This is a genomic window from Clostridium sp. UBA5988 (assembly GCF_002435615.1).
Lineage (GTDB): Bacteria > Bacillota > Clostridia > Clostridiales > Clostridiaceae > Clostridium_J > Clostridium_J sulfidigenes.
On sequence record NZ_DJBA01000034.1, the window covers coordinates 21,421 to 35,804 of the forward strand.

Consider the following 14,384-nt stretch of genomic DNA (forward strand, 5'->3'; position numbering starts at 1 on the left):
AATTTAAACTACAACAATAACTAGTCCTTTTAGAGGAACTCAACTATCTGTTGAGTTTACTCAAACACATTTCCACCAAGTCTCCAAAGACTGATACCATAGCCTTTTTCCTTTATAACTTGCATCCATGAGTTTAATGTATTTTTATCTGCATACCACACTTCATGTTCAATCCCATCCTCATCAGTGTACTTGAACACTATGCATTGGCTTTTATTGTCTCTTTCCTCTTTTGCCCTATATTCTTTTACTAAATCTTTAGCTTCGACTTCAGATAAGGAAGTTACCTTTCCATCTGAAGCCCAATTAAATCCACCTGTAGCAATGGCAAAATTTTTACTTCCTGGTACTCTTTCCATCTTATCCATCAATTCTTTTATGAACTGAGGATTTGCTTTTTCTCCCGGTTCACTAAATCCTCCATGTAGGTTGTAACACATCATAACATAGGTCGGACCCTCTATAAACTCTAGATCATCAAAAGGGACATTAGGTTCTAATATGACTCTCAATTTTAACCCAATTCCATTACTTTCATCATATAGCTCCTTAATGAACAATAAGTAATTATTCCATAACTCCATATCATCCTTAATTTGTTCATAGTCAATTTCTATTCCATTAAAACCATACTGAGATGCTAAACTTATTATATCCTTAACATGTTTACTTCTTAAGGTAGAATCTGTGAGCAATAACTTTAAAAGATCCTTATCCTTTAGTGATGAAGTTCCATCACTATTTATTTTATCATTAACAATAGTAAGATATTTAGTATAGTCCTCATCCTTTGTTCTATTATAGTAATCTACTAATTGCTGTGGTATTATCAGTTCATTGTTGGAATCAAAATAAGCTGCAAAATATGAAACTTCCTTTAACTGCTTATCTAAAGACTTAACCTCTCCTTGAACATCTAAATCCCAATAAGTGATCCATGCTGATAAGTTATCTATATTTTCGTCATATATCTTTTTATCCTCAATTACAGCTGTTTCTCCAACCTGTACTTTACCGCTATTTCCCAAGGGATTTTTTTCTTTTGAACAACCATATAGAAACATACTTATTATTAAAGTCAAAGTAATAATAATCCAAGTATTCTTTGCTCTTTTATTCATTTAACACCTCTATATTCTATAAATATTTAATAAACCAGTCTATAATTTTATCAGTAAAATTTCTAAGGGAATAAATTATACTATCAACTCCCTTTAGTGAGCTGTCATACAATTCATTATCATTAACATCAGTTATCCTAAACTTTTTAAATACACCATCATATACATCATCTGCAATATTCCTTTGACTATATCCATATTCTCCCCATGCAGACTCTAAATAAATACTTCCCTGATTGTCATTAGTTACATCCAAATCTTTAGCTATATTAGTACCATCAATGTCTACACTAATTTTATCATTAACTAATGTTATATCAACCTTTCTGCTTCCTCCATCTCTTATATCAAATTTTTCTTCTTTATTTTTACTTAAGTCTAGTGAGAATATGACATTAGAACTACCTTTTGAATTTTCAATAATACTTATTACATTATTCATAATTCTAACACATAAACTATCACTTTGATCATCATTAGCTCGCAAATAAATACCTTGAGAACCTATGATATTCCCATTTAATATTGTTGACACCTTTACATCCTTATAAGTATCACTATTTAATAGTTTAAGGATACCTTTTCCTTCTGATAAAGATGTTAATATAATAGTATCATCCTTAAACTCTGCTTTTCCTGATACCTCTTTAAATTTACTTGACTTTTCTTTATCTCCAATTACAAATTTAATATCCTGCTTCGTATCATCCCAAATTCTCATTAGCAAATGATTGGTTGACCAATAGGCCTGTGGTTGAATTCTAGTTAAATCATAGATTGAACTATCTATTGTATTTAGCGAGAAACCTTCCCTATTAAAATTCATATTAAATAACTCTTTAATCCATTTACCATTTATTTCACTTACCTTGTCATTAGTACCAAACTGACCTGTATTAGAATGCATTAAGGCATATACTTTAGGCACTTGACTAATTTCCTTAGTATACACTTTAGATAAAGCCTTATAGTCACTATCAATCCGCTGTTTCATTTCTTCATAGGACTCTTTGGGAATATTATATTCATCTCTAATATAATCCATTAAATAGTGATTATAATCTCTCGCCATACTTGAAGCTGATTCTGCAAACTCAACTGAATTTAAATTACCTAAGTAATTTGAATCTTTATCAAATACATTTATGTATTCAAGTCTATACCCATTTGTACCTAATTCCCAGTAAGAACTATCTACTAACTCTAATAGCTCATTAGAACTTAAAAATTTCGAGTCTTCCTTTTCAAATTTATCAGCATAAGTTAACATAGTTGCCTTTAAATTGTATTCTTCTATGATTTTTTGAGAAAATATTGCTGTGTCTCTTCTTCCATCTTCAAATAGCAAAAATATTGATTTAGGTGGTAATGTCTTACCTTTTAAATAATAATCCACTACATCCTTTTGAGTAATTGTTACATATCCGTTATCTTTTAATGCTTTAAGCTGTTCATCCAATCTTTTGGTACTTATTAAGGTATCATTTCCTGTTCTATCTACACCAAAATATGATACTGCAATGAAGCCACTATCTTGATTATTACTTATCTTAGATGAATTGTAAGGCTCATATACAGAGAATGAAAATAAAGCTTTTATAATAGCTATTAACAATATAATTAAAATAACTCCTTGTAATATACCTCTTACTATCTTAATCCTATCTTTCTTTTTAGGAGAAAAAGTATTACTTTTCATTGTTTTTCCCTCCTTTTTTCTTAAGCTTACCGGAAGTAGTTCTTTGCTCCTTCTTCTTTTGAGCCTTTATATCACTGGGAGTCATTCGCGTCCCCCATGTGGACTTCCAAAAGGTTACCCATGCAATAGGCATCTGCCATAATAATACTGCCTCATAATAAATGCAAAATACCATACCAAAAACCCATGTAGTACTTTTTCTAAGAAACATTTGAGCAAAACTCATCATTAAAGCCATCATCAATATTCCTACTAAGAAGGTTGTTGGAAATATCTTATGGATAATTGGAACATAAATTAAGTTATATGTAACAACTATTGGCGCAACAATAGGAACTACTACACCCATATAAAAGAATACTGCCATAAAAGGCTCCTTTTTCCACATGAATTTACCTGCAATTATTGATTCTCTTAGCCATGAACGCTTCCACCTCATTTGTTGCTTAAGAAATATTTTATATTTATTAGGTACAATGGTAGAACAGATAGCTGTATCTTGATAACTTGTTCGATGGCCTTTTAACACAAAATTAGTCATAGCACGATCATCTCCAAAGGTTGCCTTCTGACCTAAAAACCTTTGATTTAACCATGCATCCATATTGTCTAGAATTATTTGTTTTTTATAACAAGCTAATGGTCCTGATAAACAGGTAACAGCATCAAAATAAGCCTCTGCTGCCTTCATAATTCTAAAGGCTATGTAATAACGCACTGATTGCATCTTTGTTAATACATTAGTGTATGTATTAGCCACATCAGTCCTTCCTGATACGCCTCCCATTTTAGGATCTTTAAAAGGTTGAACTAAATTTCTTATAGCAAAGGGATCTAAAAAGCTATCTGAATCAACAAATACAACTAAATCATGTTTAGCCTCCTTAACTCCTCTGCATAAAGCATCCCTTTTACCTAGATTATTTTCTTGTACAAAATATTTTAACCTATGTTTTGTTTCGAATCTCTCTGCTTCACTACTTAACCTCTCAATAGTTTTTTTAATTTTTTCTACAGACTTATCATTAGAACAATCATCTACTACTATAACTTCTAGCTTGTCTATAGGATAATCTTGATTTATACAACTTAGAATTGTTCTTTCGATCCACTCCTCTTCATTAAAGCAAGGAATAATAATTGTTACTCCCGGTGTATAATCAACATCTATTGGCATAGGTTTATATAACATTCCAAATAAATATCTACTAAGCAAAAATACTGCTGCAATAATACTATAAAGGTATATCCATTTATTAAATTTAAAATATATAATACTTTCTGCACGCATTAATATAATAAATAGTGTAATAAATAATAAAAGAAAACTAGAAGTAACAAGTACATATCTATCTTTTTTTCTACTTGAATACTCTGACAAAGTTTCTGTAAACTCTATTCCACAGATAATTTCTCCTTCAGATGTTATAGAATCTCTAACTTTTTCACCTTTAATTTTCACTTTCATTTCATAGCCCTCAGGCATAGATCCTGGTAATATTTTAAATTTTAATTTTATCTCATCAGCATTGTTTATTATATTTAATTGTGTTTCATCTTTTAATTCTAACAAAAGCCCCGTGGTAGAAATGTCTATAGATTTTACTAATAACTTTTTATTCCCCTTGCTGCTTTTACAAGTAACTTCCACATCCGTTTTCATTACATATCTTATACCAGCATTCTTACTCATTATAAAACCACTAGGGTCTTCTTTATGGTCATCCAAAAGTTGATATCCCCTACGGTCAATATTATCTCTAATTTCTTCCTTATCAGGAACATTGGATAATAATCGTCTATCTTTACGGGGATTTAAAAGGACATCACGGGTTTCATCTTTTTTTAATTTTTTCATATAGTATCTAACCTCATTTATTTAAACTCCTCATATGTTACAAAAATTATTATTCTAAATAATCGCTTAGCTTTGCAATTTTATACTTTGTTCCGTATACTCCATTCTCATTATTAGTTAAGAAAATATCTAAGGCTTCTGCAGTATAATAACTTTGATTGTTCATGTGCATTACTATAATATTTCCCCTACCTTTAATTAAACTTTCTTCTAATGAATGAACAATTTCTTGGGAAGAACTACTTTCATAATCATGAGTTGAAATATTTCCATTAATAGAATATTTAAATCCACTTTCAAATACCTGTGCTAGCCCTTCCTTTTTAACAAGTAAAGTTGGTGGTCTAAAGTATGGTCTTAATGAATTTAAATCACCTATAACATTAACCATAGCATCATAGGATTTAACTAAAGAAATATCCAATTTATTCTTGTTTGTATCTAAAGTTTCATGATTATAGTTATGACTTCCAATATCGTGGCCATTAAATGCAATGGTTCTAAGTAAATTAGGATTAGCATTAGATACATCTCCATTAGTATCTATGTACTTTGATATTACAAAAAAGCTTCCTCTTATTTTATGTTTATTAAGTACATCTAAAATCTCATTAACAACAGGATCTCCTCCCCAATCATCGAAGGTAAAGAATATTACATCTTCACCATTGGTATCAATAGTCCCTGTCTTATCCATTAAAACCTGTTCCTCTTCATTTAAATCACTTAAATCCACATATTTATTACCTATGTAATTAGATTTCATCATAGATAAAGCTTCTTCATAAGATCTCCTAATTAATGAGTTAATATTATTCCCCGCCATCCTATATCTCCCTAATTGAGAAGCTGATTCCATAGTGTGTTGCAATTCACTTAAAGTCTCAACAGAATAATTCAATGGCTTTTCAACTAAAACATAAGATTGTGTTGCTTCATTATACTTATTAGCATGTCCATTTTTTACATAGTTAGCGGTAATTAATTCAATAATATTTGCTACAGTATTCTTATCTTCAAATAAATCTGAATCTAGTCTAAAGTAAACAATCTCACCTTTTCTTAATGACATATAGGTATTTACAGTAAGATAATCCCTTACAACTTCTTCTGCATTCATGTTTTTATATTTATGATTAATAGGAGATTTAGAATAAGTAAACAATTCATAACCCTTAATACCATGAATTTTATTAATAACAGATAAAGCTTCTTGAACCTCAGCATCAACATAACCATATCCAGGCATATATGCTTTAGTATTTACACCAATCTTCCTTAATAAATTATCTACTTCATATATTTCTTTACAAATCTCTTCTGTAGATTTGTCTAATAAACTTGAACTAACTGTTATTCCTCCATTGCCAATTTCATGACCTTTCTTTAATATGTTAGCAATTCTATCTGGATACTTTTCTATTTCATCCTTAGTGACAAAGAAAGTTCCTTTAGCCTTTATTTTATCTAAAGATATTAAAACTGAATTTAATGCAGTTTCATTACCTAATCCTCTAAAGGTATAGGATAATGCTTTTTTAGTAGTGTAAAACTCTGAAATATTAGGAGCAAGGTTACCATTATTTTTTTCTATTAGCTCCTTAAAATTCACTAAATCTGAAGAATTTTTTACTTCACTATTTCCTTGTGAAGTATTTTTTTCTTCTTTATAACTTTCATCTATATAAATCTCATCTTTATTTGACATATTTTCAGGTGATGAAGTTTCATCATCACTTTTCATTCCTGCTAATTCATTCACTTGGACAACAGTTATTTTCTGTTCATCTATGGCCTTCAACAACCATTCTACAATTTTAACAACAGTTATTTCTTCTCTTTCATCCTTAGTAGATTCATCTATCCCTGCTTCTTTATCTATAGCTGGCTTTTCCTCTTCTTTTTCTCCTTCATATTCAAAATCATCAAGAACACCATTAACCTTAATGGAAATAATTGTGCCTTTATCTATTTTGTTTACATAATTCTGAGCCTGCCCATAATCCTTGAAACTTTGATAACTAAGATAATGATCACTATGAACCACATACTTATTACCTGAGGCGTATGCTGCCTCTAGGACTTCCTCAGTATATGTGGTAGATTTACACTTTAGTAAATTGGGTTTCTCCTTAATTATAGTTTCTATTATCTTATTACCACGACAAAAATCAGTAATTAATTCTTTCTGAGATAACTTTTCCATATATCTAGTATCTGAAAGAGTTTCACTTCCTACTACATGACCTGCTTTTTTAATATTTTTTACTGTTTTAGGGTCTTCTCCAGCTTTAATACCTGGAATAAAAAAGTTTGCTTTTACACCATACTCATTTAGTAACTCCACTATTTTCCCCATAGTATTAGCATCACTAATTCCTTCAAAGGATAGAGCTACTATATTAGATGAAGTTTTTGCATTAGTTATGATTTCAGCTTGCTTTTTACTACTTAATAAATTTAATGCATCCTTTATCTCTACAGATGCATCATACTTATTTTTATCATTTTTAATCATATTTTCAGTATTATTATTCTTTATATAACTCTTATATGTAAAGGCTCCTAATCCTACAGCCACGGTTATAATTATTGTGATGATAATCCAATTTTTCTTCATATTATTTCTTCTCCATGTATTTAAGACTTTATTTTTATTTTAACTTTAAGAATAACTTATTTCAATAAACAATAATTATTGATTATTGAAATGATATACAATTATACCACAATATTTTATTTTGAATCAATATACTATTAATTAGTTCTGTTGAAAATTACAGTAATAGAATAAAAGCTGTTGAATATTACATTGAATATTCAACAGCTTTTTTAACTTAGTCAATTATTTATTTTAAATTCAGTAAGTTATATATATTAATTAAAAACTTTTACACTATTGTGTAATTATTTAGATGGAGCAGGCGACTTTACCACAGTTAATTCTAAAATTTCATCATGTTTATTACCAACATTCATCTTAGTTTTAAATGGTATTTTTAATAAAGTACCTTCTTTGTATTCATGAATTTCTTGGTCATCTAATCCAATTGATAGTGTACCTTTTAGTACAGCCATATAAACATTAGAATTTGAAAAATGCTCTGGAAGTCCTTCTCCTTTATTAAATATCATGTGTAAGTAATGAACATTTTCATCTGAAATAAGCATTTCAACTGTTCTACTATCGCTGTTAGTCATTTGATAAATTTTTTCAACCATTATAAATTTCTCCTTTATATCTTTATTTTTTATAATATATTATTTATACTTAATTGCCTTTGCAGGACATTTATATATAGCTAGTTTAATCTTTTCACTTTCTTGTGACTTTAATATATTTTTATTAACCTTTGCTTTTTTATTTTCTAATATAAAATCTTCTGATGCTATCCTTGTACATAATCCACATCCAATACAAAAGTCCTCTTCTATACTTAGTATTGCATCTTCCTTTTCTATAATATCTTCTTTAGGTAATTCTTCTTTTTTAACAAATCTTGAAGTTATAATTGCCATTATAATAATTGATATTGTAGTTAAGCTCCATCGAATCACCATAAATTTAGGACCTAAAAACTTAGATTCATTTGCTAGCATCGGAATCTTAATTACTGCCCAAGCACTTAAGATTATTACTATATTTGCTATACTGGCTCCCTTTTTTATAAGCATCTTACATACAGGAAAAGCTGCATAAATAGGACCTGCTGAAAAACTACCTAGTAAAAAGGAAAATATATATCCTTTAACCCCTGAACCTTCACCTAGTGCATTTTCTATAGTTTTTTTAGGAACCCATCCCTCAATGAGAGATGTTAGTAGAAGTATTACTGGCATTATTATAAGCATTTCTTTCACATAATATAAGCTATTATTTAAAGCCATAATTCCTTTATCTGGCATAAAAATCAATAAAAACAAATAAGCTAAAATAACAGAAGTTAATAACATATTATTTTTTACTTTTTTAATAATTAAACTCATATTATCACCCCCATGAAAAGTGCTATAGCCACAGCAAATATAAAGCTTAGTGAGTTTCTAATCAATGCAAACTTAACACCAAATTCTCTTCTTTCAAGAGGAAATGTAACAAAACCAACCATGGTAAGAGTTGTTAAAAATGCCACTATAGGAACTATACTAGCTCCTGCATTTATAAGAGAACCCACCAGTGGAAAAGCAACAAAAGCCGGTATTAAAGTGATGCTTCCTACAAATGCAGAAATAATTGTAGACATAAAAATATTAGATTGCCCTAAATAATATTTAATTGTATCTGGTGGAATGAATGTAAGTATTAATCCTATAAGAAAAAGTATTCCTATAATTTCTCCTATCATGGTTTTCATTAGTCCGCTTGACATTTTAATAGAGTTAAAAGTTTTCTTTTTATCTTTAATTATGGACCAAATAAACCAAGTCAATGTAATTACCCAAAGAATTATTGTGAAAATATCCATTTTATTTTCTCCCTTCAACATCTTTACTTGTATTATAATTTGTTTTAATATTATAATCAGTTACCAAGGTAACTAATTTTGAAAAAGGAGAAATAATAATGTTAGATTTTATTTCTATTCTTGAAAATACAGAATTATTTAAAGATATTTCTATGAGCACTATTAATCATTTATTTGTACAAGATTCTTTCAATATAAAAACATATAAAAAGAATTCCGTAATTTATTTTCAAAATGAAAAATGTGTTACTTTTGATATAGTGTTGAAGGGAATTGTCTCTGTACAAAGCACTGACGAGAAAGGAAACTATATCTCAATAAGTGATTTTACTATTGGCAGTGAACTAGGAGGAAATCTGCTTTTTTCCAATAAAAACTTTTATCCAATGATGGTTCTAGCCAAAACTGAAGTAACACTTATACACTTAAAAAAAGATCTAGTTTTAAGACTGTGCCAAAGCAATACTACTTTTTTATCTAAATTTCTTCACTCTCTCTCAGACAAAACTTTAATTTTAACAGATAAAATAAAAACACTTTCTCTTAAGTCTATAAGACAATGCATAATTGACTTTCTAATGTATGAAAGCTATGTTCAAAAGAGTAATGTTATTAAATTAGAAGTAACTAAAAAAGATTTAGCAGAAAAATTTGGGGTGCAAAGGTCCTCATTATCCCGCGAATTAAATAAAATGAGAAAAGAAGGCTTAATAGAATATGATGCATATTCTATTACCATAATAAACCTTGAGAAATAGATAAGTGGTAGACCTTTAACTTAAAAAGTCTACCACTATTTTTATTTCAATATATCAATTGTATTTGCACTAGCAGCCTTATTAGCGGGAATTATACTAGATACTATACCTATAAATATGGAAATTCCTATAGCTACAGATGCAGTAAATAGACTTGGGATTATTGCCATATGCATAAAATAAGATATGATATTGGCAATTATTATCCCTAATACATATCCTATCACTCCACCAGTGACAGTAATAACAACTCCTTCTACTAAAAACTCTCGTTTTATATCTTTTCTTCTGGCTCCTATTGATCTCTTTATTCCAATTTCTAAAGTTCTCTCAGAAACAGAAGTATAAACCATGTTCATAACCCCTATTCCCGCAATAAATAATGATATTCCAGCAACTCCAGCAATAAATAAAGTTAATGTATTTAGTACTGAACCCATGATTTTTATTATTCCGCTGGTATCCATTACCATATATTCTCCTTCAGCTTTTTTAGAGCCTTCCTCATTAAGGGTGTTTTCTATACTCTTAATAGTATCCTTAACATTTACTCCATTTACTAAGGTAATACTCATGCCTTGAACTACATCACTAGAAGGGAAAAACTTATCATAGGTGTTCTTTGGAATTTGAATATCTGGTTTAAAGCTAAAGCTAAACTCCTCATCTTCATCAGATTCTATAATACCTACAATTTCAAAGGTAATACCCTTTAAGGTTGCAATACCTCCAATTAACTCTTCTTTTTCTCCAACCTTATCATCAATTACGCTTTCTCTTAATACCATGGTTCTTGTTGAATTTTCATTATCTTTTTCAGTTAAATTTCTTCCTATAATCTTTGGAGAATCAGTTTTTTCTACCTTTGATGCCATTCCTTGAATGGCAGCTCCCCTTACTTGTAAATCTACAAGCTCACCATACTCATTGCTAGAATATATATATTCTACTGATTCAATTCCTTGTAATCTTTCTACAGCTCTTTTATCATTATTATTAAAACTATTTCCTGTAGCATTAATATGTTCCGCATTTGATGGAGTAAACATGGCATTTAATACAACTTTACCTTCATTTTCCCCTGTAAAGTCTTTTATAGTTTTATTCTTATACCCCTCACCTAATGCAACTATGGTAATTACTGCTGCTATTCCAATTATTATACCTAACATAGTTAAGAAAGATCTTTTTCTATTTCTTATAAGATTTCTTAAAGCAGAAAAAATTAGAACACTAAGCTTCATCTAAAATTCTCCTTCCTTAAGCTCACCATCGAAAATAGACATTATTCGATTAGCTTGTCTTGCTACATTTATATCATGGGTGATTAAAATTATAGTAATTCCTTCATCATTAAGTTCTTTAAACATGTCCATTATTTCCTTAGATGTATGGCTGTCTAAAGCACCTGTAGGCTCGTCTGCAATTATTATATCTGGATTATTAATTAATGCTCTAGCAATGGATACCCTCTGTTGTTGTCCACCTGATAATTCAGTAGGATACTTATTTATTTTACTCTCAAGATTAACCTTTTTTAATAGTTCTACAACTCGCTTCTTGGTATCCTTTACTCTATGACCTCTATAAAGCATAGGTATTTCAATATTTTCTTTTATTGAAAGCCTTTTTATAAGGTTAAAATCTTGAAATACAAATCCTATCTTTTCATTTCTAAACTTACTTAAAGCATCATCTGAAAAAGAACTTATATTTTTATCTAGAAATGTATAACTTCCATCAAACTTTTTATCTAGCAATCCTAATATTTTCATAAGAGTTGATTTTCCTGAGCCAGAGGGTCCCATTATTGCTAGAAACTCACCCTTATTTATCTCTAAATTAACATCCCTTAATGCCTGAAGAGTTTCATCCCCTGTAACATAAAACTTATTTATGTCTTTTAATTTAATCATAATTATTTGCTCCCTTCTAATACCGTAGAAGGATTTTTAATCAACCTATCTCCTATCCCTATAGCTCCATCTAATAAGTAATACTTATCATTTTCTAAAGTTGCTTTTATTTCTATATCTTCATAAGAATCACCTTTTTCCTTAAGTATATGTATCTTAGAATCTTTTTCATATACATAATCCTTAGGTATTTCTATTCCTTTGTAATTGCACTTAACCTCTAAACTAAACCCTATTCTGATACTCTTTTCTGGTTTTATGTAAAAATTGTACCCTGTTGTAGTTCTTCCTGGTTCTTCAATAGGTAGCTCGTCAATTTCAGTTATAGTACCTTTAATATATTCTCCGCTACTAATAACCTTTAACATTACTTCCTCATCTATTTTTAAATTCTTTACATCAAATTCAGAAACTTCTGCTTTAACTAAAGGTTCTTTAGATATTATTCTCATATAGGCTACAGTTGGGTCATCTATACCCTTGTTATTTACTTTCACAACTCCATCTATATCTGCAATTATATCTTTACCTATTTTTTTCTTTAAAGTATCCCTTTCAGTTACTATTGACTTGTTTCCCTCTTCATAACTTGCTACTTCAGTTTCTAGGCCATTAACTTGACTCCTTAACATTTCTATTTGTTGAGAAACTTCTAGTTGCTTACCTTCAAGGACATCTTTTGTTTTCAATAATTCATTATATTGACTTTGAGCTTCTTTTTCTTCTGATGTACTAAGCTTAGATATTTCACTCTTAACTTTATTTAGTTCACCACTTATTGCATTTAAATCTCCTTTTAGCTTATTAATGCTTGTGTTAACTTTATCCTTTTCCTTCTTCGCTCTAGATACTTTGCCATTATTGGAGGTTATTTCCCTATCATACTGTGCTATTTGATCTTCAACTGAAGTATTAAGATAAGAAAATAATACATCTCCTTTCTTTACCTCTTGTCCATCTTTAACTTTTATATCTTTTAATTCTCCTTGTGACTTATCTACAATAATAATTTGCTCATCACTTATAATACTAATACCATTAAATTTTAATGTTTCTTCTCCTTTGATTTCATAACTATCTTCATGAGTAATTGTTGTTTCCTCTTTTGGTCCTTTTAACTTTATAGCAATTATTACTGCTGAAAGTATTATAAATAATACTACTGCAATGACAATCATTATATATTTTTTCTTCTTTGAAAGATTGAAATCTACCTTCAAATTCTTCACTCCTTGTCCTATTTTATAATAAATAAAGAAGATAGAATCTATCTTCTTTATTTACTATACCCTAATTTTATACATTCATTGAATTTTCTACTTCTTCATTATATTTTATTTTTTTAAGTAGGCTAAATACTATTAGATATGCTATTACAATTCCTATTATTCCTGAAACTACAGTTAACCAACTAAAAACTGGAGTTGCAATTAATCCTATTAAAAAGCAAACAGGTTGATACACTGCCAAAGCATATACCGCCATCTTTTTCCACATGAACATTCCGATAGTAATAACTAAAAGTATTATCCCAGATATAATTGAAAATACTACCATACCATTGCTAAGCGCAAGCTCTGGAAACATTTGAGCTGTAGTCTTATTTGTAAGTGGAGTAAAAAGTGACCCAATTCCTCCAAGAATGTAAAGCACTAACATTAATGTGGTCCAAAAACCTCTTGTCTTTTTTTCCATTTTATGATTCCCCCTTATATAATTATATTATAATTTCTAATACTATTTTAACAGAAACTTATACTTTTTTATATAATTTACTTAAAATTACTATTTTTATACCTAAAAGTATGAGAATGGTGATAATATTTATATTTTGGGATTTATCATAAATTTATATTTAAGGAATGAATAAATAATTTTTTATGAATTTATATATACATCTAGTACCATTGATAGTTCTCCTTAATATAATAAATTATAACAATGTTTTTTTCTCAAAGGAGGGAAAATATTATGGCAGATTCAGTAGAACTTAATGGTATAAGAATAACATTAGTTGAAGGTTATCCAATATGTGTTAATAATGTTCAGACATGGAGATATAGTGTAGAATTTGTTGCTGGTCCTCCTACTCCTGGAATTAGCAACTTTGCTTTCCAACTTTGTAATCCAGAGCATAATGTGATTAATTTTGACCCTTTAGAGGGAGCTGAATACACTCCTAATAATGCTCAGCCATGTCTTACTAATATAGGGGCAACAAGACAGATGAAATGGAATAGAAATAATGACAATGTGGTTGGTGAATATGAATTTTCACTACAAGGATGTTTTCAAACTACTCAAATAAATGTTGCAGTTCATGCTGGTGGAATTTGTGACTTTGGAATTATAACTGGACCTGATTGTGAATTGTTACCACCAAATGGTAATTCAAGGGGAATTGATTTTTCTATATTAAAAAAATCAATGAACTAATATTAAAAAGAAAGTTCTCCCAACCTTGGGAGTCCTTTCTTTATTGAATCATAAGTAATTTATTAAAAAATAATATAATATTATAATAAAATTCTATGATATGTAAACCCCTGGGTGGTAAAATAGTTGT

General features: G+C 29.2%; 13 protein-coding genes. 2 read left to right on the forward strand and 11 right to left on the reverse strand.

What is annotated here, in order from left to right:
* Nucleotides 1–56 precede the first annotated feature (56 nt).
* From B3J31_RS09820 to B3J31_RS09850, 7 genes are all read right to left on the reverse strand, one after another.
* On the reverse strand, nt 57–1,121 hold the full coding sequence (locus tag B3J31_RS09820) for a glycosyl hydrolase family 18 protein (RefSeq protein ID WP_346866970.1): 1,065 nt from the start codon (nt 1,119–1,121) through the stop codon (nt 57–59).
* A gap of 16 nt (nt 1,122–1,137) precedes the next feature.
* Nucleotides 1,138–2,820 (reverse strand): glycoside hydrolase, encoded by a 1,683-nt coding sequence (locus B3J31_RS09825; RefSeq protein ID WP_346873962.1) that lies wholly within the window; start codon nt 2,818–2,820, stop codon nt 1,138–1,140.
* On the reverse strand, nt 2,810–4,678 hold the full coding sequence (locus B3J31_RS09830; RefSeq protein ID WP_346867480.1) for a glycosyltransferase: 1,869 nt from the start codon (nt 4,676–4,678) through the stop codon (nt 2,810–2,812). Before B3J31_RS09830 ends, B3J31_RS09825 begins: the two co-directional genes overlap by 11 nt.
* Nucleotides 4,679–4,727: 49 nt before the next feature.
* On the reverse strand, nt 4,728–7,298 hold the full coding sequence (locus B3J31_RS09835) for a polysaccharide deacetylase family protein (RefSeq protein ID WP_346867479.1): 2,571 nt from the start codon (nt 7,296–7,298) through the stop codon (nt 4,728–4,730).
* Between the two features lie 287 nt (nt 7,299–7,585).
* Nucleotides 7,586–7,900: a cupin domain-containing protein gene (locus B3J31_RS09840; protein ID WP_346867478.1), complete on the reverse strand. Its 315-nt coding sequence runs from the start codon at nt 7,898–7,900 to the stop codon at nt 7,586–7,588.
* Between the two features lie 39 nt (nt 7,901–7,939).
* Nucleotides 7,940–8,665, reverse strand: coding sequence for a permease (locus B3J31_RS09845; protein ID WP_346867477.1), 726 nt, complete (start codon nt 8,663–8,665; stop codon nt 7,940–7,942).
* Nucleotides 8,662–9,144, reverse strand: a complete 483-nt coding sequence (locus B3J31_RS09850; RefSeq protein WP_346867476.1) for a permease — start codon at nt 9,142–9,144, stop codon at nt 8,662–8,664. Before B3J31_RS09850 ends, B3J31_RS09845 begins: the two co-directional genes overlap by 4 nt.
* A gap of 98 nt (nt 9,145–9,242) precedes the next feature.
* Here B3J31_RS09850 and B3J31_RS09855 point away from each other — a divergent pair, with 98 nt between their 5' ends.
* A complete protein-coding gene (locus B3J31_RS09855; protein WP_207656750.1) occupies nt 9,243–9,902 on the forward strand; it encodes a helix-turn-helix domain-containing protein in 660 nt (219 codons plus the stop codon).
* Between the two features lie 41 nt (nt 9,903–9,943).
* Here the strand turns inward: B3J31_RS09855 and B3J31_RS09860 are convergent, their stop codons facing one another.
* The 4 genes from B3J31_RS09860 to B3J31_RS09875 form a co-directional block, all read right to left on the reverse strand.
* Nucleotides 9,944–11,146, reverse strand: coding sequence for an ABC transporter permease (locus B3J31_RS09860; protein WP_346867475.1), 1,203 nt, complete (start codon nt 11,144–11,146; stop codon nt 9,944–9,946).
* A complete protein-coding gene (locus B3J31_RS09865; RefSeq protein WP_346867474.1) occupies nt 11,147–11,818 on the reverse strand; it encodes an ABC transporter ATP-binding protein in 672 nt (223 codons plus the stop codon).
* A 2-nt stretch (nt 11,819–11,820) separates the two neighbouring features.
* Nucleotides 11,821–13,038, reverse strand: a complete 1,218-nt coding sequence (locus B3J31_RS09870; protein WP_346867473.1) for an efflux RND transporter periplasmic adaptor subunit — start codon at nt 13,036–13,038, stop codon at nt 11,821–11,823.
* A 76-nt stretch (nt 13,039–13,114) separates the two neighbouring features.
* A complete protein-coding gene (locus B3J31_RS09875) occupies nt 13,115–13,513 on the reverse strand; it encodes a hypothetical protein (RefSeq protein ID WP_346867472.1) in 399 nt (132 codons plus the stop codon).
* A gap of 276 nt (nt 13,514–13,789) precedes the next feature.
* On the opposite strand from B3J31_RS09875, the gene B3J31_RS09880 reads away from it, so the two are divergent.
* Nucleotides 13,790–14,254, forward strand: a complete 465-nt coding sequence (locus tag B3J31_RS09880; protein ID WP_346867471.1) for a hypothetical protein — start codon at nt 13,790–13,792, stop codon at nt 14,252–14,254.
* The last annotated feature ends 130 nt before the right edge of the window (nt 14,255–14,384 follow it).

Excerpts from the sequence above, each read along its gene's own strand:
- B3J31_RS09820 (WP_346866970.1), bottom strand. The coding sequence starts at position 1,121 with ATGAATAAAAGAGCAAAGAATACTTGGATTATTATTACTTTGACTTTA.
- B3J31_RS09825 (WP_346873962.1), bottom strand. The coding sequence starts at position 2,820 with ATGAAAAGTAATACTTTTTCTCCTAAAAAGAAAGATAGGATTAAGATA.
- B3J31_RS09830 (WP_346867480.1), bottom strand. The coding sequence starts at position 4,678 with ATGAAAAAATTAAAAAAAGATGAAACCCGTGATGTCCTTTTAAATCCC.
- B3J31_RS09835 (WP_346867479.1), bottom strand. The coding sequence starts at position 7,298 with ATGAAGAAAAATTGGATTATCATCACAATAATTATAACCGTGGCTGTA.
- B3J31_RS09840 (WP_346867478.1), bottom strand. The coding sequence starts at position 7,900 with ATGGTTGAAAAAATTTATCAAATGACTAACAGCGATAGTAGAACAGTT.
- B3J31_RS09845 (WP_346867477.1), bottom strand. The coding sequence starts at position 8,665 with ATGAGTTTAATTATTAAAAAAGTAAAAAATAATATGTTATTAACTTCT.
- B3J31_RS09850 (WP_346867476.1), bottom strand. The coding sequence starts at position 9,144 with ATGGATATTTTCACAATAATTCTTTGGGTAATTACATTGACTTGGTTT.
- B3J31_RS09855 (WP_207656750.1), top strand. The coding sequence starts at position 9,243 with ATGTTAGATTTTATTTCTATTCTTGAAAATACAGAATTATTTAAAGAT.
- B3J31_RS09860 (WP_346867475.1), bottom strand. The coding sequence starts at position 11,146 with ATGAAGCTTAGTGTTCTAATTTTTTCTGCTTTAAGAAATCTTATAAGA.
- B3J31_RS09865 (WP_346867474.1), bottom strand. The coding sequence starts at position 11,818 with ATGATTAAATTAAAAGACATAAATAAGTTTTATGTTACAGGGGATGAA.
- B3J31_RS09875 (WP_346867472.1), bottom strand. The coding sequence starts at position 13,513 with ATGGAAAAAAAGACAAGAGGTTTTTGGACCACATTAATGTTAGTGCTT.
- B3J31_RS09880 (WP_346867471.1), top strand. The coding sequence starts at position 13,790 with ATGGCAGATTCAGTAGAACTTAATGGTATAAGAATAACATTAGTTGAA.